At 52.6% G+C, this 25,510-nt stretch carries 22 protein-coding genes; 16 read left to right on the plus strand and 6 right to left on the minus strand.

All coding sequences use genetic code 11. The features are described from left to right. The first annotated feature begins 274 nt into the window (after positions 1-274). The 11 genes from tkt to FN082_RS22250 all read left to right on the plus strand — a co-directional run bounded on the left by tkt (position 275) and on the right by FN082_RS22250 (position 12,808). Positions 275-2,266: a transketolase gene (tkt, locus tag FN082_RS22200; RefSeq protein ID WP_139540333.1), complete on the plus strand. Its 1,992-nt coding sequence runs from the start codon at positions 275-277 to the stop codon at positions 2,264-2,266. Positions 2,267-2,595: 329 nt separating this feature from the next. After that, complete coding sequence (cmtB, locus tag FN082_RS22205) at positions 2,596-3,039, plus strand: PTS mannitol transporter subunit IIA (RefSeq protein WP_142464923.1); 444 nt, start codon at positions 2,596-2,598, stop codon at positions 3,037-3,039. A 27-nt stretch (positions 3,040-3,066) separates the two neighbouring features. Then, positions 3,067-4,443 (plus strand): PTS mannitol transporter subunit IICB, encoded by a 1,377-nt coding sequence (locus FN082_RS22210; protein WP_142982379.1) that lies wholly within the window; start codon positions 3,067-3,069, stop codon positions 4,441-4,443. A gap of 25 nt (positions 4,444-4,468) precedes the next feature. After that, positions 4,469-5,746: a zinc-binding dehydrogenase gene (locus FN082_RS22215; protein WP_142982380.1), complete on the plus strand. Its 1,278-nt coding sequence runs from the start codon at positions 4,469-4,471 to the stop codon at positions 5,744-5,746. Next, positions 5,743-6,714 (plus strand): class II fructose-bisphosphatase, encoded by a 972-nt coding sequence (gene glpX, locus FN082_RS22220; protein WP_142982381.1) that lies wholly within the window; start codon positions 5,743-5,745, stop codon positions 6,712-6,714. The genes FN082_RS22215 and glpX overlap by 4 nt, the downstream gene beginning before the upstream one ends. 15 nt (positions 6,715-6,729) lie before the next feature. Further along, positions 6,730-7,239 carry an MltR family transcriptional regulator gene (locus FN082_RS22225; protein WP_142464919.1) on the plus strand — a complete coding sequence of 170 codons (510 nt, stop codon included), beginning with the start codon at positions 6,730-6,732 and terminating at the stop codon, positions 7,237-7,239. Next, the gene (locus FN082_RS22230) at positions 7,236-7,952 is read left to right on the plus strand and encodes a nucleoside/nucleotide kinase family protein (RefSeq protein WP_142982382.1); all 717 of its coding nucleotides are present in this window, start codon (positions 7,236-7,238) and stop codon (positions 7,950-7,952) included. Before FN082_RS22225 ends, FN082_RS22230 begins: the two co-directional genes overlap by 4 nt. A gap of 397 nt (positions 7,953-8,349) precedes the next feature. Beyond that, positions 8,350-9,369 carry an erythrose-4-phosphate dehydrogenase gene (epd, locus tag FN082_RS22235; protein WP_139540329.1) on the plus strand — a complete coding sequence of 340 codons (1,020 nt, stop codon included), beginning with the start codon at positions 8,350-8,352 and terminating at the stop codon, positions 9,367-9,369. 51 nt (positions 9,370-9,420) lie between these two features. Continuing rightward, entirely contained in the window at positions 9,421-10,584 is a 1,164-nt protein-coding gene (gene pgk / locus FN082_RS22240; RefSeq protein ID WP_139540327.1) for a phosphoglycerate kinase, read from the plus strand. A gap of 97 nt (positions 10,585-10,681) precedes the next feature. After that, a complete protein-coding gene (fbaA, locus tag FN082_RS22245; protein ID WP_139540325.1) occupies positions 10,682-11,761 on the plus strand; it encodes a class II fructose-bisphosphate aldolase in 1,080 nt (359 codons plus the stop codon). A gap of 189 nt (positions 11,762-11,950) precedes the next feature. Further along, positions 11,951-12,808 carry a small-conductance mechanosensitive channel MscS gene (locus FN082_RS22250; protein ID WP_139540324.1) on the plus strand — a complete coding sequence of 286 codons (858 nt, stop codon included), beginning with the start codon at positions 11,951-11,953 and terminating at the stop codon, positions 12,806-12,808. 54 nt (positions 12,809-12,862) lie between these two features. Here FN082_RS22250 and dctP read toward each other — a convergent pair whose 3' ends face one another. Then, positions 12,863-13,912: a TRAP transporter substrate-binding protein DctP gene (gene dctP, locus FN082_RS22255; RefSeq protein ID WP_142982383.1), complete on the minus strand. Its 1,050-nt coding sequence runs from the start codon at positions 13,910-13,912 to the stop codon at positions 12,863-12,865. Positions 13,913-14,106: 194 nt separating this feature from the next. Between dctP and argO the strand changes: the two genes are divergently transcribed. The 3 genes from argO (at position 14,107) to srsR (ending at position 16,617) form a co-directional block, all read left to right on the plus strand. Beyond that, on the plus strand, positions 14,107-14,742 hold the full coding sequence (argO, locus tag FN082_RS22260) for an arginine exporter ArgO (protein WP_139540321.1): 636 nt from the start codon (positions 14,107-14,109) through the stop codon (positions 14,740-14,742). Positions 14,743-14,832: 90 nt separating this feature from the next. Continuing rightward, the gene (locus tag FN082_RS22265) at positions 14,833-15,600 is read left to right on the plus strand and encodes an oxidative stress defense protein (protein WP_142982384.1); all 768 of its coding nucleotides are present in this window, start codon (positions 14,833-14,835) and stop codon (positions 15,598-15,600) included. Between the two features lie 120 nt (positions 15,601-15,720). After that, complete coding sequence (gene srsR, locus FN082_RS22270) at positions 15,721-16,617, plus strand: LysR family transcriptional regulator SrsR (protein ID WP_142462063.1); 897 nt, start codon at positions 15,721-15,723, stop codon at positions 16,615-16,617. Here srsR and FN082_RS22275 read toward each other — a convergent pair. The 5 genes from FN082_RS22275 to argP all read right to left on the minus strand — a co-directional run bounded on the left by FN082_RS22275 (position 16,614) and on the right by argP (position 23,113). After that, the gene (locus FN082_RS22275; protein WP_142982385.1) at positions 16,614-18,080 is read right to left on the minus strand and encodes an acetyl-CoA hydrolase/transferase family protein; all 1,467 of its coding nucleotides are present in this window, start codon (positions 18,078-18,080) and stop codon (positions 16,614-16,616) included. The two genes, srsR and FN082_RS22275, sit on opposite strands and share 4 nt — an antisense overlap. Positions 18,081-18,090: 10 nt before the next feature. Next, positions 18,091-18,876, minus strand: coding sequence for a methylmalonyl-CoA decarboxylase (gene scpB / locus FN082_RS22280; RefSeq protein WP_139540313.1), 786 nt, complete (start codon positions 18,874-18,876; stop codon positions 18,091-18,093). Between the two features lie 10 nt (positions 18,877-18,886). Continuing rightward, positions 18,887-19,882 (minus strand): methylmalonyl Co-A mutase-associated GTPase MeaB, encoded by a 996-nt coding sequence (gene meaB / locus FN082_RS22285; RefSeq protein ID WP_142464912.1) that lies wholly within the window; start codon positions 19,880-19,882, stop codon positions 18,887-18,889. Then, complete coding sequence (gene scpA, locus FN082_RS22290; protein ID WP_139540310.1) at positions 19,875-22,019, minus strand: methylmalonyl-CoA mutase; 2,145 nt, start codon at positions 22,017-22,019, stop codon at positions 19,875-19,877. Before scpA ends, meaB begins: the two co-directional genes overlap by 8 nt. A 200-nt stretch (positions 22,020-22,219) precedes the next feature. Further along, positions 22,220-23,113 (minus strand): DNA-binding transcriptional regulator ArgP, encoded by an 894-nt coding sequence (argP, locus tag FN082_RS22295; RefSeq protein WP_139540308.1) that lies wholly within the window; start codon positions 23,111-23,113, stop codon positions 22,220-22,222. 169 nt (positions 23,114-23,282) lie between these two features. On the opposite strand from argP, the gene rpiA reads away from it, so the two are divergent. Next, on the plus strand, positions 23,283-23,942 hold the full coding sequence (gene rpiA / locus FN082_RS22300) for a ribose-5-phosphate isomerase RpiA (protein ID WP_004125006.1): 660 nt from the start codon (positions 23,283-23,285) through the stop codon (positions 23,940-23,942). 269 nt (positions 23,943-24,211) lie between these two features. Continuing rightward, the gene (gene serA / locus FN082_RS22305; protein WP_139540306.1) at positions 24,212-25,444 is read left to right on the plus strand and encodes a phosphoglycerate dehydrogenase; all 1,233 of its coding nucleotides are present in this window, start codon (positions 24,212-24,214) and stop codon (positions 25,442-25,444) included. Positions 25,445-25,510: the final 66 nt, after the last annotated feature.

Raw genomic sequence — 25,510 nt, forward strand, 5'->3', positions numbered from 1 at the left:
ATCTTCCACAATCTTATGGTTATTTATCCGAAAAAACGGCGATGGCAGGCCTGCCGTATCCTGTTCAAATTATAAATACTATCTCAGGATGCGGGCGAGAGGATTACGGCGTAGCACAACGTGTTCCAGAGATTTCTTAAACGGTAAAAGGATGCTCCATGTACATGCTTTGCCGCTTAGGTTACATTGTTCACACTTTTTTCCGGCGTAGCCCAAAACGCGCTGTCGTCAAGTCGTTGCGGGCATGGCCTTCATTATCCGATCTGGAGTCAAAATGTCCTCACGTAAAGAGCTTGCTAACGCTATTCGTGCGCTGAGCATGGACGCAGTACAGAAAGCCAAATCCGGCCACCCGGGTGCCCCGATGGGTATGGCTGACATTGCCGAAGTCCTGTGGCGTGATTTCCTGAACCATAACCCGCAGAACCCGTCCTGGGCTGACCGCGACCGCTTCGTACTGTCTAACGGCCACGGCTCGATGCTGATTTACAGCCTGCTGCACCTCACCGGTTATGATCTGCCGATTGAAGAGCTGAAGAACTTCCGTCAGCTGCACTCTAAAACGCCGGGTCACCCGGAAGTCGGCTACACCGCGGGTGTCGAAACCACGACCGGTCCGCTGGGGCAGGGTATTGCCAATGCGGTGGGTATGGCGATTGCGGAGAAAACCCTGGCGGCGCAGTTTAACCGTCCGGGCCACGACATTGTTGACCACTTCACCTACGCTTTCATGGGCGATGGCTGCATGATGGAAGGTATCTCCCACGAGGTATGTTCTCTGGCCGGTACCCTGAAGCTTGGCAAGCTGGTGGCGTTCTATGACGACAACGGCATCTCCATCGACGGTCACGTTGAAGGCTGGTTCACCGACGACACGGCAAAACGCTTCGAAGCCTACGGCTGGCACGTGGTGCGCGGCGTTGATGGTCACGATGCTGACTCGATTAAACGCGCGGTGGAAGAAGCGCGTGCAGTCACTGACAAACCGTCCCTGCTGATGTGTAAAACCATCATTGGTTTCGGTTCGCCAAACAAAGCCGGTACCCACGACTCCCACGGCGCGCCGCTGGGCGACGCAGAGATCGCGCTGACCCGTGAAGCGCTCGGCTGGAAACATCCGGCCTTTGAAATCCCGTCTGACATCTATGCACAGTGGGATGCGAAAGAAGCCGGTCAGGCAAAAGAGTCCGCGTGGAACGAGAAATTTGCCGCCTACGCGAAGGCCTTCCCGCAGGAAGCGGCAGAATTCACCCGCCGTATGAAAGGCGATATGCCGGCTGACTTCGACGCGAAAGCGAATGAATTCATCGCGAAGCTGCAGGCGAATCCATCCAAAATCGCCAGCCGTAAAGCATCCCAGAATGCGATCGAAGCTTTCGGTCCGCTGCTGCCTGAATTCCTCGGCGGCTCCGCTGACCTGGCGCCAAGTAACCTGACCATCTGGTCCGGCTCTAAAGCGATTAACGAAGACACCGCCGGTAACTACATCCATTACGGCGTGCGTGAATTCGGCATGACCGCCATTGCCAACGGTATCTCCCTGCACGGCGGTTTCCTGCCGTACACTTCCACCTTCCTGATGTTCGTCGAGTACGCGCGTAACGCGGTACGTATGGCGGCGCTGATGAAGCAGCGTCAGGTGATGGTCTACACCCACGACTCCATCGGTCTGGGCGAAGACGGCCCGACGCACCAGCCGGTTGAGCAGGTGGCTTCTCTGCGCGTGACCCCGAACATGTCCACATGGCGTCCGTGCGACCAGGTTGAATCCGCTATTGCGTGGAAATACGGCGTTGAGCGTCAGGACGGCCCGACCGCGCTGATTCTGTCCCGTCAGAACCTGGCACAGCAGGAGCGTACTGAAGAACAGCTGGCGAACGTTGCCCGCGGCGGCTACGTGCTGAAAGATTGCGCGGGCCAGCCGGAGCTGATCTTCATCGCCACCGGTTCTGAGGTTGAGCTGGCGGTTGCCGCTTACGAAAAACTGACTGCCGAAGGCGTGAAGGCGCGCGTGGTTTCCATGCCGTCCACCGACGCGTTCGACAAGCAGGATGCGGCGTACCGTGAGTCCGTGCTGCCGAAAGCGGTCTCTGCGCGCGTGGCCATCGAAGCGGGTATCGCCGACTACTGGTTCAAATACGTGGGCCTGAACGGCGCGATTGTTGGCATGACCACCTTCGGTGAGTCTGCTCCGGCAGAGCTGCTGTTTGAAGAGTTTGGCTTCACCGTTGACAACGTGGTCGCTAAAGCGAAAGCGCTGCTGTAATCATCTTTACTGCACAAAACGGGTCGCTCAGGCGGCCCGTTTCTTTTTATTTGAGACTGCCCTAGCTTTTTTTGTTAGTAGTCAGCAAGCCACTAATGGTGATCTAATTCACAAATCACTAATTTAGTGATTTTCAGTATTTGCGGTTCAGATCACAAACATATGGTTGCTTTATTTTTTACCATTATTAACTGTTTGTTTTTATTCATTTCGCAAAAACTCTTAGTCGTACCACCTCACTTTTGCCGCTTATTGCTTTCGCAGTGGCTCACGAGTATTTTATTTTTAACGTTAAGTTGTACCCTATAAATAAAATAAAAGGATGATCTATGCGACTGATTGATTATTTCCCTGAAGCATCAATATCAATTAAAGACTCCGCATCAAACTGGCAAGAGGCCGTTGATTTTTCAATGTCAGCTTTATTGTCTAATCATTATGTGAGTCCGCAATATATTCAGGCAATTAAGGACTCAACGTTAACTAACGGGCCTTACTATATTCTTGCTCCTGAAGTGGCAATGCCCCATGCTCGTCCTGAGTATGGTGCCTTGAAAACAGGAATGTCGTTAACACTATTGCGAAAACATGTCACTTTTGGTGAAGATAATGAGCCTGTTAAATTATTAATTGGACTGTCTGCTGCTGATTCAAATTCACATATTGGCGCGATTCAGGCATTAAGCGAATTATTGTGTGAAGAAGAAAATCTGGCTGCATTACTGGCAGCTAAATCTGAAAAACAACTAGCGGATATTATTGCCCGCGCATAAGTCCCCCCTTCCTTTCAGGATATTATTATGGAAAACAAGTCTGCTCGTGCAAAGGTCCAGGCTTTTGGTGGGTTTTTGACTGCCATGGTCATCCCAAATATCGGTGCATTTATTGCCTGGGGATTTATTACTGCTTTATTTATTCCTACCGGCTGGATGCCAAACGAACATTTTGCCAAAATTGTTGGCCCGATGATTACTTATTTATTACCCGTGATGATTGGCTCAACCGGCGGTCACTTAGTTGGGGGTAAGCGTGGGGCGGTAATGGGGGGCATCGGGTCGATTGGTGTTATCGTCGGCGCGGATATTCCTATGTTCCTTGGATCGATGATCATGGGCCCGCTGGGTGGTCTGGTGATTAAATATATTGACCGAGCGCTGGAAAAACGCATCCCTGCCGGTTTCGAAATGGTCATCAATAACTTCTCTCTCGGTATCTCTGGCATGATCTTATGCCTGTTGGGGTTTGAGGTTATTGGCCCGGCGGTTCTCGTGGCGAATAATTTTGTGAAGGAGTGTATCGAAGCTCTGGTGCATGCGGGATATCTGCCGCTGCTCTCGGTCATCAATGAACCAGCGAAGATTCTCTTTCTAAATAATGCTATCGATCAGGGCGTTTATTATCCGCTCGGCATGCAGCAGGCCGCGGAGACCGGTAAATCGATTTTCTTTATGGTTGCTTCTAATCCGGGGCCTGGGCTGGGACTGCTGCTCGGATTTGCCATCTTTGGTAAAGGAATGAGTAAGAAGTCTGCACCTGGTGCCATGATTATCCACTTCCTTGGCGGTATCCATGAGCTCTATTTCCCTTATGTACTGATGAAGCCGTTAACGCTGATTGCCATGATTGGCGGCGGGATGACGGGAACCTGGGTCTTTAATTTGTTGGACGGTGGTCTGGTTGCAGGGCCGAGTCCTGGCTCAATCTTCGCCTATCTGGCATTAACGCCAAAAGGCTCATTTATTGCCACTATTGCAGGTGTGACGGCGGGAGCGCTGGTGACCTTTATCATTACCTCTTTTATTCTGAAGATGGATAAAAGCATCGAGGTCGAAAAAGGGGATACTTTTGCCGAGTCTGCTAAAGCGGTGAAAGCGATGAAGCGTGAAGGTTCATTTTCTTATAAGCAAGTTAAGCGCGTCGCTTTTGTTTGCGATGCAGGTATGGGCTCCAGCGCGATGGGGGCAACAACCTTCCGCAAACGTCTGGAAAAAGCGGGATTGGCTATTACAGTTACCCATTATGCCATCGAAAATGTACCGGATGATGCGGATATTATAGTGACTCACGCCAGTCTGGAAGGACGCGTTAAACGCGTCAGTGATAAACCGCTGGTATTGATTAAAAACTATATTGGCGACCCGCACCTGGACGAGTTGTTTAAAAATCTCAGCGCCTGATTGCTCATTAATTTACGGAGTTAATATGAAAACCAAAGTAGCTGCTATCTATGGCAAGCAGGATGTCCGTATTCGTGAATTCGAACTTCCGCAAATTACCGATAATGAATTGCTGGTGAGCGTAATATCTGACAGCGTATGTTTATCCACCTGGAAGGCCGCCGCTTTAGGTAGCGAACATAAACGCGTTCCGGACGATTTAGAAAATCATCCTGTTATTACCGGGCATGAGTGTGCAGGTATTATTGTTGAGGTGGGGAAAAATCTCGCCGATAAATATAAAAAAGGCCAGCGATTTGTTTTGCAACCCGCTATGGGATTACCTAGCGGATATTCTGCAGGCTATAGCTATGAATACTTCGGCGGCAATGCCACCTATATGATTATTCCTGAGGTGGCTATTAATCTGGGGTGCGTATTGCCCTACCACGGATCCTATTTTGCCGCCGCATCGCTCGCGGAACCAATGTGCTGCATTATTGGTGCCTATAACGCCAATTATCACACTACGCCTTATGTCTATGAACATCGGATGGGAATAAAACCCGGAGGCAATCTGGCGCTGCTGGCGTGCGCCGGACCGATGGGTATTGGCGCGATAGATTACGCCATCAACGGCAACATCACCCCAGCGCGGGTGGTGGTGGTCGATATTGATGAAAAGCGGTTGGCACAGGCGCAAAAGCTGCTGCCGGTCGAACTGGCGGCCAGTAAAGGGATTGAGCTGGTTTATGTCAATACGAGAGATATTGCAGATCCAGTACAGATGCTACGGGCGCTGACGAATGACGAAGGATTTGACGATGTCTTCGTATACGCCGCCGTCCCGGCAATCGTGGAAATGGCGGATGAACTGCTGGCGGAAGACGGATGCCTGAATTTCTTTGCCGGACCTACGGATAAAAACTTTAAAGTTCCGTTTAATTTCTACAATGTGCATTACAACAGCACTCATGTAGTGGGGACCTCCGGCGGCTCCACGGACGACATGCTAGAGGCTATCGCCCTGAGCGCAACCGGGCAGCTACAGCCTTCATTTATGGTGACGCATATTGGAGGACTGGATGCGGTACCTGACACAGTTTTGAATCTACCCAACATTCCGGGCGGTAAGAAGCTGATTTATAACGGCGTAACCATGCCGTTAACGGCGATTGCTGATTTTGCCGAGAAAGGTAAAACCGACCCGCTATTTCATCAACTGGCGAAGCTGGTAGAGAAGACGCATGGGATCTGGAATGAACAAGCCGAAAAATACCTTCTGGCGCACTTTGGCGTTGACACCGGCGAGGTGACGGAATGATGTCACTGGCGTGGCCGCTACTACGCACAACGGAACAGGCAGCGCTTGCTGCCTGGCCCGAAACGGGTTGTGGCGATAAAAATAAAATTGATGGTCTGGCGGTGAGCGCAATGCGACAGGCGCTCAATAAGCTTAACTTTCAAGGACGAATTGTCATTGGGGAAGGCGAAATCGACGATGCGCCCATGCTGTGGATTGGCGAGCAGGTTGGCGGCGGAAAAGGGCCTGCTATCGATATCGCCGTTGATCCGATAGAAGGCACCCGAATGGTTGCGATGGGGCAGAGTAATGCGCTGGCGGTAATGGCTTTCGCTCCTGCACGCTCACTACTGCATGCACCTGATATGTATATGAAGAAGATTGTCGTAAGCCGCCGGGCGAAAGGGGCGATTGATCTGCGACTTTCGTTAAGCGAAAACTTACTTAGCGTTGCTAAGGTGCTGGATAAGCCGCTGACGTCATTGCGCATGGTCACCTTGGATAAGCCCCGGCTACGCCCGGCAATCGATGAGGCGAGAAAGCTAGGCGTGAAAGTTTTTGCACTGCCGGATGGCGATGTGGCTGCCAGCGTGCAGACCTGCATGGCGGACAACGCTTATGACGTAATGTTTACCATCGGTGGCGCGCCGGAAGGGGTGATATCGGCGTGTGCGGTGACTGCTTTAGGCGGGGATATGCAGGCCGAACTTATCGATTTTTGTGAAGCGAAAGGCAACTCTACCGAGCATCAGCAAATAGCGCAGAGCGAACGCCGACGTTGTGATGAGATGGGCGTGAAGGTCAACCATGTGTATCGGCTTGATGATATTGTGAGCCACCGCGATGTTCTGTTCGCTGCAACCGGCGTCACGGGAGGAGACCTGTTATGTGGTATTCAACGCAGCGCGGGCGGAATTCGCACACAAACAATCCTGATCAGTGGCATAGACCAAACGTGTAATATAGTAGACTCTCTGCATTCCTGGTGATTTATCGAGAAACGAATGACGACGCTAACAGAAGATGACGCGCTGGAGCAACTGGACGCTCAGCAAGATTTACTCTCCTTTATGGCGACTGCAAATACACTATTGTTGCAGGCCATTAAGCGTTTTCTGCCCTCGCTGTTCGTGAATAATGATGAAGAGATCGTGGAATATGCAGTGAAGCCGTTACTCGCGCAAAGCGGCCCGTTGGACGATATTGATGTGGCGTTACGACTGATATATGCGCTGGGGAAAATGGATAAATGGCTTTATGCCGATATCACTCAATTCTCACAGTTTTATCAGTATCTGGCTGAACAGAACGACCCGCCCGGATTTGCTGACGAGGTGACCTGGGATTTTATTTGTAATGTCAATAGCATTACGGATAACACGGCGTTATATGGTGCGTTGAAATCAATGAAATTCGCTGATTTCTCCTCATGGTCAGAAATTCGCTTCATCAATATGGTAAAAACCGCGCTGGCGCTGGCGATAACGGCGATATTAAAGGAACTAACGCCGTGAATATAACGCTGAATATAAATGGGTTGAATGTTTTAGCCCAATACAGTGATGATGAAATTGAGAATGTCCATCAACCTTTACTACGCCGTTTTACTCAATTACATACTTTAATGCCGAATCGGCGGACCATTATTTTTCTCAGCGCGCCGCCAGGGACGGGAAAATCGACGCTTACGACGTTCTGGGAATATTTGGCTTGTCAGGATCCGCATCTGGTTCAGATTCAGACGCTACCTATGGATGGTTTCCACCGTTATAACCACTGGCTGGAAGAGCATGGGCTGCGTGGTTCGAAAGGTGCGCCAGAGACGTTTGATATTGCGAAGCTCGCGGATAACCTTCGTCAGATTCGGCAGGGTGAGGGAACCTGGCCGCAGTATGACCGGCAAAAGCATGATCCGGTTGAGAACGCGATTAATGTGTCTGCTCCCGTTGTTATCGTTGAGGGGAATTGGCTGCTGCTGGACGATGAACAATGGCGCGCACTTGCGCAGTTCTGCGACTTTTCACTGTTTATAAAAGCCCCAGCCAGTGCTCTACAGGAAAGGCTGGTCAGGAGAAAGCTGGCCGGAGGATTATCGCAGGCTGAAGCCGAAGCGTTTTATGAGAGAACCGATGGTCCAAACGTTCGTCGGGTACTTGAAAATAGCCGTGCTGCAAACCTTACGTTAGAGATGGCGATTGAAGGTACGTATCAGCTGGCATGTCCCTGATTCAGGCGAGCATAGGGCCAGGTAAATGGCCCTGTTTTATGCAGGTGAAGTAAACGGTACGGTAGCGCCCGGAATGATGGTATCCGGCAGTTCCCAACGTTTTGCGCTGGTGAGATTGACAAGGCAAGAGGCCTGCTCGCATCGTCATTGCTATTCGTACTTCGTGTTGCAACTATTCCTTTTAAAATGTGACGCAAGTCAGATAAATGGCTTCTTCAACTGGACAATCATTCCTTTTATTCCTTGTTTCGCTTATTCTAGCTGAAGCGTTTCAGTCGTCTAAATGTTCGACAATTAATCAATCAGTCGCAGTTTGCGACAGGTAAGGTTTCCCTTAGAGCGTGGCTGCATTACTCTGTCAGCCACTTCACATCAGGGACAGCCTTGCAGGAGACCTATGACCATACGCATTGCGATTAATGGCTTCGGTCGCATCGGGCGTAACGTGGTTCGTGCTTTATATGAATCCGGACGTCGTGCGGAAATCACCGTGGTGGCAATCAATGAACTGGCGGATGCTGCTGGCATCGCGCATTTGTTGAAATATGACACCAGCCATGGGCGCTTTGCCTGGGATGTGCGCCAGGAGAGAGAGCAGCTGTTTGTGGGCGATGACGCGATTCGTCTGCTGCATGAATCTTCTATTGAGGCGTTGCCCTGGCGGGAGCTGGCGGTTGATGTGGTTCTTGACTGCACCGGCGTTTATGGTAGCCGCGAACATGGCGAGGCTCATCTTCAGGCTGGTGCGAAGAAAGTGCTCTTCTCACATCCTGGCGGCAACGATCTCGATGCGACGATCGTTTTTGGCGTAAACCATGATGAGTTACGCGCTGAGCATCGTATCGTCTCCAACGCTTCTTGCACGACCAACTGCATTATTCCGGTCATTAAACTGTTAGATGATGCCTACGGCATTGAGTCCGGTACGGTAACAACGATTCATTCTGCTATGCACGATCAGCAGGTTATCGATGCTTACCATCCGGATTTGCGCCGTACGCGAGCGGCCAGTCAGTCGATCATCCCGGTTGATACTAAACTAGCTGCGGGGATCACGCGTATTTTCCCTCAGTTTAACGATCGCTTTGAAGCGATTGCAGTCCGCGTACCGACGATTAATGTGACGGCGATCGACCTTAGCGTAACGGTAAAAAAACCAGTAAAAGCAAATGAAGTCAACCAGTTGCTGCAAAAAGCAGCACAGGGTGCATTTCATGGTATAGTTGACTATACGGAATTACCGTTAGTCTCGATAGATTTCAACCACGATCCGCATAGCGCCATCGTTGATGGTACACAAACGCGGGTAAGCGGTGCGCATTTGATCAAAACTCTGGTCTGGTGCGATAACGAATGGGGCTTTGCTAATCGGATGCTCGACACCACATTAGCAATGTCCGCGCAAGGTTTCAGGTAAGGCGCTCAGGCGCTTGCAAAACTTTATCAAGAATCAACGAGAGGATTCACCATGTCTGTAATTAAGATGACCGATCTGGATCTGGCTGGTAAACGCGTTTTTATCCGTGCGGATCTGAACGTACCAGTTAAAGAAGGGAAAGTAACCAGCGACGCGCGTATTCGTGCTTCTCTGCCGACCATCGAACTGGCTCTGAAACAGGGTGCTAAAGTGATGGTAACTTCCCACCTGGGTCGTCCTACCGAAGGCGAGTACAACGAAGAATTCTCTCTGCTGCCGGTTGTTAACTACCTGAAAGACAAACTGTCTAACCCGGTACGTCTGGTTAAAGATTACCTGGACGGCGTTGAAGTGGCCGCTGGTGAACTGGTTGTTCTGGAAAACGTTCGCTTCAACAAAGGCGAAAAGAAAGACGACGAAGCACTGTCTAAAAAATACGCTGCGCTGTGCGACGTATTCGTTATGGACGCATTCGGTACCGCTCACCGTGCGCAGGCTTCTACTCACGGTATCGGCAAATTCGCTGACGTCGCTTGCGCAGGTCCGCTGCTGGCCGCTGAGCTGGACGCGCTGGGTAAAGCGCTGAAAGAACCTGCTCGCCCGATGGTTGCTATCGTGGGTGGTTCTAAAGTTTCCACTAAACTGACCGTTCTGGATTCCCTGTCTAAAATCGCTGACCAGCTGATCGTTGGTGGCGGTATCGCCAACACCTTCGTTGCCGCTCAAGGTCACAACGTCGGTAAATCCCTGTACGAAGCAGACCTGGTTGACGAAGCTAAACGCCTGCTGACTACCTGCGATATCCCGGTCCCAACCGACGTTCGCGTTGCAACCGAGTTCTCTGAAACCGCAGCCGCTACCCTGAAATCTGTTAACGACATTAAAGATGACGAGCAGATTCTGGACCTGGGCGATGCCTCTGCAGAGCAGCTGGCTGAAATCCTGAAAAACGCCAAAACTATCCTGTGGAACGGCCCGGTTGGCGTGTTCGAATTCCCGAACTTCCGCAAAGGTACCGAAATCGTTGCTAACGCCATCGCAGACAGCGAAGCGTTCTCCATCGCAGGCGGCGGCGACACCCTGGCAGCAATTGACCTGTTCGGCATTGCTGACAAAATCTCCTACATCTCCACTGGCGGCGGCGCATTCCTCGAATTCGTGGAAGGCAAAGTCCTGCCGGCAGTAGCAATGCTCGAAGAGCGCGCTAAGCAGTAATTCAGTTCAGGCGGGGAGACCCGCCTGTTTTTCAGCGCGCGTAAAAGCTCGCGAACCTTCTTCAACGGTCGAAGATACAGATACAGGACTACGTAACATGTCTAAAATTTTTGATTTCGTAAAACCGGGCGTCATCACTGGCGACGACGTTCAGAAAGTGTTCCAGGTAGCTAAAGAAAACAACTTTGCTCTGCCAGCGGTAAACTGCGTCGGCACTGATTCCATCAACGCCGTTCTGGAAGCTGCTGCAAAAGTTCGTGCTCCGGTTATCGTTCAGTTCTCCAACGGCGGCGCTGCGTTCATCGCGGGCAAAGCGGTTAAAACTGACGTTCCTCAGGGCGCAGCAATCCTGGGCGCTATCTCTGGTGCGCACCACGTTCACCAGATGGCTGAGCACTACGGTGTTCCAGTTATCCTGCACACTGACCACTGCGCGAAGAAACTGCTGCCGTGGATCGATGGTCTGCTGGACGCGGGTGAAAAACACTTCGCAGCTACCGGCAAACCGCTGTTCTCTTCTCACATGATTGACCTGTCTGAAGAAACTCTGCACGAAAACATCGAGATCTGTTCTAAATATCTGGCTCGTATGGCCAAAATGGATATGACGCTGGAAATCGAACTGGGTTGCACCGGCGGCGAAGAAGACGGTGTGGACAACAGCCACATGGACGCTTCTGCTCTGTACACCCAGCCGGAAGACGTTGATTACGCGTACACCGAGCTGAGCAAAATCAGCCCGCGTTTCACTATCGCTGCTTCCTTCGGTAACGTACACGGCGTTTACAAGCCGGGCAACGTGGTCCTGACCCCGACTATCCTGCGCGATTCTCAGGAATATGTTTCTAAGAAACACAACCTGCCGCACAACAGCCTGAACTTCGTCTTCCACGGTGGTTCCGGTTCTTCCGCTCAGGAAATCAAAGACTCCGTAAGCTACGGCGTTATCAAAATGAACATCGATACCGACACCCAATGGGCAACCTGGGACGGTATCCTGCAGTACTACAAAACTAACGAAGCTTACCTGCAGGGCCAGCTGGGCAACCCGAAAGGCGAAGACCAGCCGAACAAGAAATACTACGATCCGCGCGTATGGCTGCGTGCTGCACAGACTTCCATGGTGACACGTCTGGAGCAGGCATTCAAAGAGCTGAACGCTGTCGACGTTCTGTAAGAAAATTCTGTTTCTTACCCTGAAGCCCGCAGAAATGCGGGCTTTTTTATTATCTGAACAACATGAAATGTTGCTAAATAAATGTGATCAACTTGGCAAAACGTACACTTTTTGTTTACCCTTAACCTGATTGACATTATCAGGTTTAGTTATTTTATTTCCCGTCCGGGTATCCATAAGGAATGTTGAATGGAAGATTTGAACGTTGTCGATAGCATAAATAACGCCGGTTCATGGCTGGTGCGCAATCAGGAATTATTACTGAGCTATGCCGTCAACATCGTCGCGGCTATCGCGATTATTATTGTCGGTCTGATTGTGGCGCGGATTGTTTCCAATACCGTGAACCGCCTGATGCGGGCGCGACATATTGATGCCACCGTTGCCGATTTCCTTTCTGCGCTGGTTCGTTACGCCGTTATTGCCTTTACGCTCATTGCCGCTCTGGGCCGCGTGGGCGTGCAGACTGCCTCGGTGATCGCGGTTCTTGGTGCTGCCGGTTTAGCCGTCGGTCTGGCGCTACAGGGTTCGCTCTCTAACCTTGCCGCTGGCGTCCTGCTGGTCGTATTCCGTCCGTTCCGTGCGGGCGAATACGTTGACCTGGGCGGCATCGCGGGTACCGTGTTGAACGTGCAGATTTTCTCCACAACCCTGCGCAGCGCGGATGGTAAGATTGTGGTGGTTCCGAACGGTAAAATTATTGCCGGAAACATCATCAACTTCTCCCGCGAGCCGGTCCGTCGCAACGAGTTTGTGATTGGCGTGGCCTACGATGCTGATATCGATAAGGTAAAACAGCTACTGACCAATATCATTGAGTCGGACGAGCGCATCCTGAAAGATCGTGAAATGACCGTTCGCCTGAATGAACTGGGCGCTTCATCAGTGAACTATGTGGTGCGTGTCTGGAGTAAAAGCAGCGATCTGCAAAGCGTTTATTGGGATGTTCTGGAACGTATTAAGCGCGATTTTGATGCCAACGGTATCAGCTTTCCGTATCCGCAGATGGATGTGAACCTTAAACAAGTAAAAGATCAGGCAGAGTAATTCCCCGCCTGAGTTTGATAGGAAAAGGCTCGCCATAAACCGCGGGCCTTTTCATTAGTGCATGACGCCATCCAGCCGGGAGGCGACAAGCGGCAGCACACGTCCTGTGTCAGCAATACCGCTCTTTTCTTGTTTCCCAACCCATTTCTTCTGTTCCTGAGAAAAATGAGTGGCGCGTAGCCAGTTCTGGAGCTGGGCTGGCGTCAGTTTTTCGATCTGAGCGCCTTCTTTGCGCATGGTTTTAATCATGGTATCAAGACTGCTGTCGAGCAGGGGACCCAGTGCTTTTTGCGTTGTTGCGGCCGCTCGTCGGATGGCTGCACGGTCAGCGTCACTAAGTTGCTCCCAGCGCGTTTTATTGATGGTCAAGAGATAGACATGGCCCAGCCATAGCTGCGGCGAGTACTGAATGAATTTTGCGGTCTGATGTGCCCGGATATCATAACCGCTATCCAGATTAACCAGCAGACCGTCGAGCGCCCTGTCTTTTAGCGCCAGAGCGATTTGCTCATTCCATGGCATTTTCACGACTTTAGCACCCGCATTTTCCAGAAACGCCTGATGCCAGAAGCTGGCAGTTCGCCATGTGGTACCTTGCAAGGTGCTTAGATTCTGATATGGGGCGGTACTGAAAAAGGCGGCAGGATAGCCGAGAAAAAACTGCAAATTAACCAGACTATTGCGCTCAAGCTCAGCATTGAACTCAGGGATTTCACTAAAAACACGATCGAAGAATTGAACCTGTTTCTCACCGCGATCGGGGCCAAGAGGAAAGCTTTTAAATAGCTGATGAAAGGGGAGCTGTTCGGGCGTATATTCCGGAACCACCACTGCCAGGTCAGCATCTATACCTTCCTGAACGGTACGTAGCGCATTGTAGCTGGTGGAACGCTCCCCGTTCCAGTGGGCCTCAATTCGCAAACGGCCTGCAGATTCTTTTTCAATTTCGCTGAAAAAAATATCTTTTATGGCGCGGGTACGCATATTGCCGTAAGGCTCATGATCGGTATAGTGCAGAACGGTTTCCGCACTCACTGCTGCCACTGGCGCGGCAGCAAATACGGCGATAGCTAATAAGCGTGTTAATAAAAGCGGTAATTTCACAGTCCATCCTTAAGATGCGGGTCGGTTCCATAGGGCTACTATAGCGGGATAACGGAGCCTCGAATGCTGGACGGAAGTCTGAAAATTAGCCTCTTATTAGTTGTTCTAATTAATGATTAATATTATCAATTTCCTCTAATAATATTATCGCGCTATAGTCAGCCGCATTAGCGACTTCGATGGAAAAATCCCATATGTTATCTTATTACTTTCAAGGGCTTGCCCTGGGAGCGGCGATGATTTTGCCGCTTGGCCCGCAAAATGCGTTTGTGATGAATCAGGGTATTCGTCGCCAGTATCATCTGATGATTGCCCTGCTGTGCGCTATCAGTGACCTGGTACTTATCTGCGCCGGAATTTTTGGCGGTAGTGCGCTATTAATGCAGTCGCCATGGCTGCTGGCGCTGGTGACCTGGGGCGGCGTTGCTTTTTTATTGTGGTACGGCTTTGGGGCTCTGAAAACGGCCTTTAGCAGCAATCTGGAGCTGGCCAGCGCGGAAGTCATGAAGCAAGGGCGTTGGAAAATCATCGTCACCATGCTGGCGGTGACCTGGCTGAATCCACACGTTTATCTTGATACTTTCGTGGTGCTTGGCAGTCTGGGGGGGCAGTTGGCAATGGAGCCGAAGCGCTGGTTTGCGCTAGGTACTATTAGCGCTTCATTCTTATGGTTCTTCGGCCTGGCTCTGCTGGCCGCATGGCTGGCCCCGCGCCTGCGCACGGCAAAGGCGCAGCGAATGATCAACGTTCTGGTTGGCCTGGTGATGTGGGTGATTGCTCTGCAGCTGGCGAAAGATGGGTTCGCGCACGTGCAGGCGCTGCTTAACTAAGTCTTGTCCGATGGACTTTCCGTGTGTACGCGCTAAGCTTGCTGGCATGCGTCCGTGTATGGACGACCAATGTAAGATGGAGAAACGACAGTGAAGTTAAAAGTCATAGCCCTGGCGGCGACACTCGGATTTAGCGCAATGGCAGCTCAGGCAAACGAATTGCCGAATGGTCCACATATTGTTACTTCAGGCACCGCCAGCGTCGCTGCGGTTCCTGATATCGCCACCCTGGCGATTGAAGTTAATGTTTCCGCAAAAGATGCGGCATCCGCCAAGAAACAGGCTGATGAGCGCGTGGCTCAGTATCTTTCCTTCCTGGAAAAGAGCGGGATTGGGAAAAAAGACATTAATTCAGCCAACCTGCGTACCCAGCCTGATTACGACTATCAGAATGGTAAAAGCATACTTAAGGGTTACCGTGCGGTGCGTAGCGTTGAAGTCACGCTGCGCCAGCTTGATAAGCTCAACGGTCTGCTCGATGGCGCATTAAAAGCTGGCCTGAATGAGATCCGCTCCGTATCGTTAGGCGTCGCACAGCCGGATGCTTATAAGGATAAAGCGCGTAAAGCGGCGATTGATGATGCGATTCATCAGGCTCAGGAACTGGCTACCGGGTTCCACGGTAAACTGGGGCCGGTCTATAGCGTCCGTTATCATGTCTCCAACTACCAGCCAAGCCCGATGGTGCGGATGATGAAAGCCGATGCGGCGCCGGTTTCTGCTCAAGAAACCTACGAACAGGCGACTATTCAGTTTGATGATCAGGTGGATGTGGTGTTTGAACTGCAGCCAACCCAGCCTGCGCCAGCACCCGCTGCGCCAGTGAAACCTGCTGAAGAACCTAAACCTGCTCAGTAATCCCATTGCCCGGCCTTTGCGCCGGGCTTTTTCTGTGACTATCTGTAAAAATGAGAGCGCGGCAAAAGTCTTTTCCCCTGATGAAGTGAGGATATATCCCTGTCCCTTGACGAGGTAAACATGGATATCTTTATTTCGAAAAAAATGCGCAATTTCATCCTGTTGGCGCAAACCAATAACATCGCCAGAGCGGCGGAAAAAATACATATGACGGCATCCCCCTTTGGCAAAAGCATTGCTGCGCTGGAGGATCAGATTGGCTATGCGCTGTTTACCCGTAAAGATAACAGTATCAGCCTCAATAAAGCGGGACAGGAGCTGTATCAGAAGCTGTTTCCGATTTATCAGCGCTTATCGGCTATTGATAACGAAATTCACCACTCCGCGCACCGCTCGCGCAATATCGTCATCGGCATCGACAACACCTATCCGACGATTATTTTCGATCAGCTCATTAGCCTTGGCGATAAGTATGATGGTGTGACCACCCAGGCGGTGGAGTTCAGCGAGAACGGGGTGATTGATAACCTGTTCGATCGTCAGCTCGATTTTATTATCTCGCCGCAGCATGTTTCAGCACGCGTGCAGGAGCTGGAAAATCTGACCATCAGCGAGCTGACGCCGCTGCGTCTGGGGTTTTTGGTGTCCCGTCGCTATGAAGATAAGCCAGCGCAGGAGCTTTTGCGGGAGCTGCCCTGGCTGCAAATGCGTTTCCAGCATCGGGCTAATTTTGAAGCGATGCTGGATGCTTATATGCGCCCCTGCGGGATCAACCCGACGATTATCTATCGTCCTTACAGCTTTATGGCTAAGATCAGCGCGGTGGAGCGGGGGCAGTTTTTGACCGTTATCCCTTACTTTGCCTGGCGTCTGGTGAATCCGGCGAAGCTGAAGTACTTCGATGCGCCCGGTAGCCCGATGTATATGCAGGAATATCTCTATTCGTTGAAAAACCACCGTTACACCGCCACGATGCTTCAGCACATTACTGAAGATCGCGACGGTGCGGAGAACTAGCCAAGCATTGAGCCATATTCCATCAAGTTGCGATGCAGGTCGAACGCGTGGGTGAGGTCGTGGTGAATATGCCCGCCGGGAGCGCTGTCCAGATAGCGGTGTAAATAGTCCCGATAGAGCGGATGTGCACAATTATCAATGATAGCGCGGGCGCGCTGCAGCGGTGATAGTCCGCGCAGGTCGGCGATCCCCTGTTCGGTAATGATCACTTTTACGCTGTGCTCACTATGGTCAACATGGCTGCACATCGGCACGATGGTCGAGATTTTTCCGTCTTTGGCGATAGACGGCGCCATAAAGATAGAGAGATAAGCGTTGCGTTCAAAATCCCCGCTGCCGCCAATACCGTTCATCAGATTTACCCCGGCCACATGCGTGGAGTTGGCGTGGCCGTAGATATCAAACTCCAGCCCCACGTTCAGAGCGATAACCCCCAGACGGCGAATAATTTCCGGATTATTGGAGATCTCCTGCGGGCGCAGGACAATGCGGCTGGCGAAGAAATCCATATTGTCGTAAATCTTATGCAGCGAATCGGCGGATACCGTCAGGCTGGAAGCGCTGACGCCGGTGATTTTCCCCGTTTCCAGCAGATGGACTACCGACTCCTGTAATACCTCTGAGTACATCATAAAAGAGGGAATATCCGGATTCTCACCCAACCGCGCCATGACCGCATTGTTAATATTGCCCACGCCGCTTTGCAGCGGCAGAAATTCAGGTGGGATCCGTCCACGAGCCATCTCCTCCAGCAGAAAAGCCACCACGTTATCGGCGATTTGCTGGCAAACGGGGTTGGTTTTATCGAGCGCGTTTCCGGCGTCGGGCAGTTCGGTATCGACCACGGCGACAATCTTTTGCGGATCGATTTGTACGTAGTGGGTACCGACGCGATCCATCGCATGAAAAATAGAGACGCTGTTGCGGTGCGGCGGTGCGCCGGGGAGCACAATATCAGCCAGTTCAGCAACGCGCGGGTTGTGGTAGTGATTCAGTTCGATAATCACTTTTTTTGCCCGCAGCAGCCAGGTTGGCGCATTGCCGATGCCGCTGGTGAGCCAGACCCGCCCGTCCGGCGCGATAGCCGAGGCTTCAATCACCGCGACATCAATATCACCAAAGAAGCCATAGTTGACCATCTGCGCTACTTCGCTCAAGTGCAGGTCGACAAACTTCACCTTTCCCTGATTGATTTTTTGCCGCAGGCCAGAGGCCGTCTGATATGGCGCGCGCCACGAAACGGCATCGGCTTCCGATAGCGCATCATCGGCGGCTGCGCTGATTGACGCTCCGGTCAGTAAGCGTATCTGGAAAGGCTTTTGTGCTTGATGTTGCTCACTGGCGCGGCGGGCGATAGCTGCTGGCAGCGCTTTGGGCGAACCGGCGGGCGTGAACCCGCTAAAGGCAACCATCTGATCGTGCTGGATAATCTCCGCTGCTTCATCGGCGCTCATCCGTTTCATTTTGCTCTCCTTAATGGCCGACGAAATGAGGTTTACGTTTTTCCATAAACGCGCTCATCCCTTCCTGATAATCCTCACTGTCGTAAACGGCGCGACGCATCCCCTGAATTCGTTCGAATTCGTCGGAATTCATGGTGTGCGCTTCGCCAAGCACGCGCAGTTCTTCCTTTATTACCGCAATCGCCAGTGGCGCTTTTTCCGAGATGTGGTGCGCCATCTGTAAGGTGAAGTCCTCCAGCTCGTTGGCGTCCACCACGTGATTGAGAATGCCGACCGCCAGCGCGCGCTGGGCGGTAATCGGCAGGGCGGTAAAAATCAGCTCTTTGACGATATGGAAACCGGCGTCGCGGGTCAGGTTATGAATACCGACCAGGTTGTACGGCACGCCGAGGTTGACCGGCGTCATGGAGAAGGTTGACGTACTGGCGGCGATGATCAGATCGGAACTCATGATCATCTCAAATGCGCCGCCCCAGACGCTGCCTTCGACCATTGAGATCACCGGTTTCGGATACTTTTGGATCATGCGGGTAATCTGACGCAGCGGATCGTCATAAGAGAGCGGATCGCGGCGTCCAGCAGGCAGTTCATGAATATCGTGACCGGCGGAGAAGACTTTCGCTCCGCTGGGCGCGCGTAAAATCACGCAGCGAATTTCCGGCGTGTTGAGGTCGCTCAGTGCCTGCATCAGATCGTCGATAAACACCTTGCTTAAGGCGTTGAGCTTACGCGCATAATTAAACTCAATAACCGCAACCTTCTGAATAATTTCGACATTAACATATTGATAAGACATAAATATCCTTTCATGCAAAGTAATGATTCTGGAGGAATTCGCTGATCTGGTGCAGACCGGTGCGCGGCGAGAGGTGGTTGTTTTTGACCGCCTGTAGCGTTTGCTGGAAGTAGCGTTCGAAATCGGTCCGGGAAAATAGCAGGTGCAGCGCCTCTGTTTCGGTCTGCTTTTGCAGCCACTCCAGCGCCTGGTGCTGGCGCATTTTTTCCAGACCGCCGCTGTCCGTCAGCGCTGTTTTGAACTCAAGAATGGTGAGCCAGACGGCTTCGATGCCGCGTTTTTCCAGCGCGCTACAGCTCAGAACGCGCGGCTGCCACTCGGCGTGCTTGCGGCGCAGAATATGCAGGGCGGATTCATACATATGGCGGGTGATGGCGACGCTGGCATGGTTCTCCCCGTCATCTTTATTGATGACAAGGATATCAGCCATCTCCATGATCCCTTTCTTGATGCCCTGAAGATCGTCACCGCCGCCAGCGATCTGCAACGAGATAAAGCAATCCACCAGGCGGGAGACCTCCGTTTCCGATTGGCCGACGCCGACGGTTTCAACAATCACCACGTCATAGCCCGCCGCTTCGCACAGCAGTATCAGCTCCCGCGCGCGCAGGCTCGTGCCGCCAAGATGACCGCAGGAGGGGACCGGACGGATGAATGCTGAATCCGATCGCGCCAGTTCGATCATCCGCGTTTTATCACCAAGAATGCTGCCGCCGCTGACCGGACTGCTGGGATCGACCGCGATCACCGCTACCCGAAAACCCTGACGGATCAGAAGCATACCGAAAGCTTCCAGGAAGGTACTCTTTCCGGCTCCCGGCGTTCCGGTAATGCCTAAACGCAGCGCGTTACCGGTAAAGGGCATAATGGCATCCAGCAACTGTATGCTTAGCGACTGGTGGCGAGGATGCAGGCTTTCTACCAGCGTCATGGCCTGGGCAAGCGTGGACCGCTCGCCCATCCGTAATTGCCGCACGGTGTCCGCCAGCGTGGATTCGTTAATCATGATGTTGGCTAATCCTTACCAGAACGTCGCGCACGCTTTCCAGCATTGGCGTACCGGGGCCATAAATAGCGGCCACGCCGTGCTCCTGCAGGAAAGCGTAATCCTGCGGAGGGATGACGCCACCGGCGATAACGCAGATATCTTCGCGCCCCCATTTTTTCAGCGCGGCGACCAGCTCGGGAATTAACGTTTTGTGTCCTGCCGCCAGGGATGAGGCGCCAACCACGTGCACATCGTTTTCTACTGCCAGGCGGGCGATCTCTTCCGGCGTGGAGAACATCGGACTGAGATCAACATCGAAGCCGAGATCGGAATAGGCGCTGGCGATCACTTTTGCCCCGCGATCGTGGCCATCCTGACCCATTTTGGCGATCAGGATGCGCGGGCGGCGGCCGTTGTCCGCAAGGAAACGTTCAGTTTGCGCAACGATAGCGTCAAACTCGCAGGCGGATTTGTCGGACTGATGATAGCTTTGCGCAATGACTCCGGTGACGCACTGGCTGGGGACCAGATAGCGGTCAAACGCCGCCTCCAGCGCGTCGGAGATTTCACCCAGCGTGGCGCGAACACGGGCGGCGTTGATGGCGGCGGCCAGCAGATTTTCATTATGCTGTGCAGCGTGGGTGAGGGCGTTCAGCGCCGCTTTTACCGTCACATCGTCACGACTGGCCCGAATTCTCTCCAGCGAGTCGATCTGTTCGTTGCGCACCTTAACGTTGTCGATCTCGAGTACCGCCGTTTCGTCCTCTTTCTCCAGCTTGTATTTGTTGACGCCGACAATAACGCGCTTGCCCTGGTCGATCAGAGATTGCTCGCGGGCGGAAGCCTCCTCGATCATCCGTTTCGGCAGTCCGGCTTCGATAGCCTTCGCCATTCCGCCTGCTTCGTCGATCTGTTGAATAATGGCCCGCGCCTGTTTGACGATGCGATCGGTCAGCGATTCGACGTAATAGGAACCGGCCAGCGGATCCACCGTGCGGCAGATCTCTGACTCTTCCTGGATGATGATCTGCGTATTGCGCGCGATGCGGGCGGAAAAATCGGTGGGCAAGCCGAGCGCCTCGTCAAAGGCGTTGGTGTGCAGCGACTGGGTGCCGCCAAGCGTGGCACCGAGCGCTTCAATGGTGGTGCGAATGACGTTGTTGTACGGATCCTGTTCGGTCAGGCTCCAGCCGGAAGTCTGACAGTGGGTGCGCAGCGCCAGGGATTTTGGATTAGTGGCGCCAAACCCGTTGACCGCCTCGCTCCACAGATAGCGTGCGGCGCGCAGCATCGCGACGTTCATAAACAGATCCATGCCGATGCCAAAGAAGAAGGACAGGCGCGGAGCAAAGTCGTCAATTTTCAGGCCAGCGGAGAGCGCAGCCTTGATGTATTCGATGCCATCGGCCAGGGTAAAGGCGACCTGTTGTACGCAGTTGGCTCCCGCCTCGCCCATGTGGTAGCCGCTAATGCTGATGGTGTTAAAGCGCGGCATGTTGCCCGAACACCAGGCAATGATGTCGGCGATAATGCGCATTGAGGGCTTCGGTGGGTAAATGTAAGTATTGCGGCACAGGTACTCTTTCAGAATATCGTTCTGAATCGTCCCGGTAAGCTGTTCCGGCGCCACGCCTTGCTCTTCTGCCGCAACGATATAAAACGCCATCACCGGCAGCACCGCACCGTTCATGGTCATCGATACGGACATCTTATCCAGCGGGATCTGATCGAATAGCACCTTCATATCTTCGACGGTATCAATCGCCACGCCCGCTTTTCCCACATCGCCCGCCACGCGCGGGTTATCGGAGTCATAGCCTCGGTGGGTGGCGAGGTCGAAGGCGACGGAGAGCCCTTTCTGCCCGGCGGCGAGGTTTCGACGATAGAAGGCGTTAGACTCTTTAGCTGTGGAGAAACCAGCGTACTGACGAATAGTCCACGGCTGTGCGGTATACATGGTGGCGCGTGGGCCGCGGACGTAGGGCGGGAGGCCGGGCAGGGTGCCGGTCACTTCCAGATTATCAAGATCGGCTTCGGTATACAGCGGCTTAATGGCAATGCCTTCCGCCGTCTGTTTTACCAGCGAATCGACGGTCTTTTCCCGCCGACTCAGCTCCTTGTTGGCAAGCTTTTGCCACTCCTGCAAGTCTGACATTTTGTGCTCCGTATTCCACAATTAAAATAAGGTATTGCGAATACGGTGAGCTTTTTAACGATCCTTGTCGCCAGCAAAAAATAGCCATCAATGCGTCGTTTTTTGCCGCATGGAATATTTTATTTTGTGATGTATTTCAAAGACGTGATGTGGGGATAGTGGGTCATGCAGGCCGGATGGAACCGGCCTGCTGGCGAGGCTTAATCTTGTCTTAACACTTTGTGGCCGTAATCAATCAGCGCATCGGTCACCCGGCGCATCATGCGGCTTTCCGGCGCAAAACGATGCCAGTAGAGCATCCGGCGCTGGAACAGGCCCGGCGTGAGGTTGATAAGTTCGCCGCTGTTCAACTCTCTCTCGATTTGCAGATGCGGGATCATACAGCAGGTCGTTCCCTGGCGAGCCAGTTGAACAAAGGCTTCGGAAGAGTTCACGATATGGCAGGGTACGCTACCCGGCGGTAAGTCGAAGTTCTGCTGCAAAAAGGCCTGGTGCATATCATCGAGATGATCGAATGCGACCACCGGCGCTTTGAGCAGCGCCGAGCGGGTCACTCCGTTAGGGAAATAGCGCTGGGCAAATTCCTTAGAGGCAACAAACAGATAGTCGAGGGCTCCGAGCTGATCGACCAGACAGCTTGGCAGCGCCTGCGGCTGGATACTGACCGCGCCGACCACTTCACCGCGGCGCAAGCGTTCCTGGGTTCTGGTTTCATCTTCCACCTGCAGGTTCAGGCGAATAGGGGAATCGGAAAGTACGCTGGACAGCGCGGGCAGCAGCCAGGTCGCCAGACTGTCGGCGTTGACCGCCAGCGACAGCAGCAGCGGCGTAGCACCGGTCTGCTCATCGCCCAGCCACTCTTCTTCGAGCAGTTCAACCTGGCGCAGCAGGGCCAGTAACTTTTGCCCTTGTTCGGTGGGACGCGGTGGCACGGTGCGTACCAGCAGCGGTTGCCCAAACATATTTTCCAGCTGTTTGATGCGCTGAGAGACGGCGGACTGTGTAATACAAAGCTTCTGCGCGGCGCGCTCAAACCCTCGTTCCCTGATTACCGCGTCCAGCGCCTGTAGTGTTCTGTAGTCCGGTCGTTTCATTGCTCTGGCGTGCCCCCTAATACTTTTCGTTAACTCGCACTATGACATAAATTTGTTTTTGATGAAGATGAAAAATTGACGACTGCGTTGTGTGATCTCCGTCGCAGGGACAATAGCCCCCCTGATGTTCTATAATGCGCCACAGGAATTCACATCTCGGACCATAATCATGACGCAAGATGAACTGAAAAAAGCAGTAGGCTGGGCGGCATTGCAGTATGTACAACCGGGCACCATCGTAGGGGTTGGTACAGGCTCCACGGCGGCGCATTTTATTGATGCGCTGGGCACCATGAAAGGGCAAATTGAAGGGGCGGTTTCCAGCTCTGATGCCTCTACCGAAAAACTGAAAAGCCTCGGTATTACGGTTTTTGATCTTAACAGCGTTGATCGTCTCGGTATCTATGTGGACGGTGCTGATGAGATCAACGGCCATATGCAGATGATTAAAGGCGGCGGCGCGGCGCTGACGCGCGAGAAAATTATCGCTTCGGTCGCAGACAAATTTATCTGTATCGCTGATGCTTCCAAGCAGGTTGATATTCTGGGTAAATTCCCGCTGCCGGTAGAAGTGATTCCGATGGCGCGTAGCGCCGTGGCGCGTCAGCTGGTTAAGCTGGGCGGTCGCCCGGAATATCGTCAGGGCGTTGTGACCGACAACGGCAACGTGATCCTTGATGTGTTTGGTCTGGAAATTCTCGACGCTATCGCGCTGGAAAATACCATTAACGGTATTCCGGGCGTTGTGACCGTCGGCCTGTTCGCGAATCGTGGCGCTGATGTTGCGCTGATCGGCACCGCTGATGGTGTAAAAACTATCACTAAATAGTTTGATTCGAGGGAGTGAATGGCTCCCTCGCAAATATTTTTTCTTCAGGCCTATTTTGGTGACTTCTGTCACACTTATGCGTCCTGGATAGGTAAGAATCTACCTTTCTTTTATTTTCTGGTGTTTTGTCCTGCTATTTCCCTCTGATTGATATTTCTTCAGGTTGCCGACGCAAACGTTCATATTGCCGCAATAGTTTTTTTTGATATGTTGCTGAGAAGAACTTTCGTTCCGCACGACATCAGTTAAGACAAAAACAGGACGGGGAAATGGCTAAGGTATCACTGGAAAAAGACAAGATTAAATTTCTGCTGGTTGAAGGTGTTCATCAAAAAGCGGTGGATAACCTTCGTGCAGCAGGCTACACCAATATCGAATTTCACAAAGGCGCGCTGGACAGCGAAGAGCTGAAAGCGTCGATCCGTGATGCCCATTTCATCGGCCTGCGTTCCCGTACTCATCTGACTGAAGAGATCTTCGCGGCGGCGGAAAAGCTGGTGGCGGTCGGCTGCTTCTGTATCGGTACCAATCAGGTTGATTTAAATGCGGCGGCAAAACGTGGTATTCCGGTGTTTAACGCGCCGTTCTCAAATACCCGCTCCGTTGCTGAACTGGTTATTGGTGAGCTGCTGCTGATGCTGCGCGGCGTACCGGCGGCGAACGCCAAAGCGCACCGTGGCGTATGGAACAAGTTGGCGGTTGGCAGCTTCGAAGCTCGCGGTAAAAAGCTGGGTATTATCGGCTATGGCCATATCGGTACTCAACTGGGTATCCTGGCAGAATCGCTGGGGATGCACGTCTATTTCTACGACATTGAAAGTAAACTGCCGTTAGGTAACGCCACTCAGGTGCAGCATCTCTCTGATTTGCTGAATATGAGCGATGTGGTGAGCCTGCACGTGCCGGAAAATGCCTCCACCAAGAACATGATTGGCGCGGAAGAGCTGGCGCTGATGAAACCCGGCGCGCTGTTGATTAACGCCTCTCGTGGTACCGTGGTTGATATCCCGGCGCTGTGTGATGTGCTGGCGAGCAAACACCTGGCGGGCGCGGCGATCGACGTATTCCCGACGGAGCCGGCGACCAACAGCGACCCGTTCAACTCTCCGCTATGTGAGTTCGACAACGTTATCCTGACCCCGCATATTGGTGGCTCTACTCAGGAAGCACAGGAAAACATCGGTCTGGAAGTGGCGGGCAAGCTGGCGAAGTATTCTGATAACGGCTCAACGCTCTCTGCGGTTAACTTCCCGGAAGTGTCGCTGCCGCTGCACGGCGGTCGTCGCCTGCTTCATATTCATGAAAACCGTCCGGGTGTCCTGACCGCAATTAACCAGATTTTTGCCGCCCAGGGCATTAACATCGCGGCGCAGTATCTGCAAACCACTCCGCAGATGGGCTACGTAGTTATTGATATCGAAGCCGAAGAAGATGTGGCGCAGACCGCGCTGCAGGCGATGAAGGCTATCCCAGGCACTATCCGCGCACGTCTGCTGTTCTGATTTCTTTCTTGCCAGTGGGCAGGTCCTCGGCCTGCCCCTTTTTCCCTTCTTAATACCGCAATTCTG

Origin of the sequence: Klebsiella spallanzanii (assembly GCF_902158555.1) — a bacterium.
In the GTDB taxonomy this organism is placed as follows: Bacteria; Pseudomonadota; Gammaproteobacteria; order Enterobacterales; family Enterobacteriaceae; genus Klebsiella; species Klebsiella spallanzanii.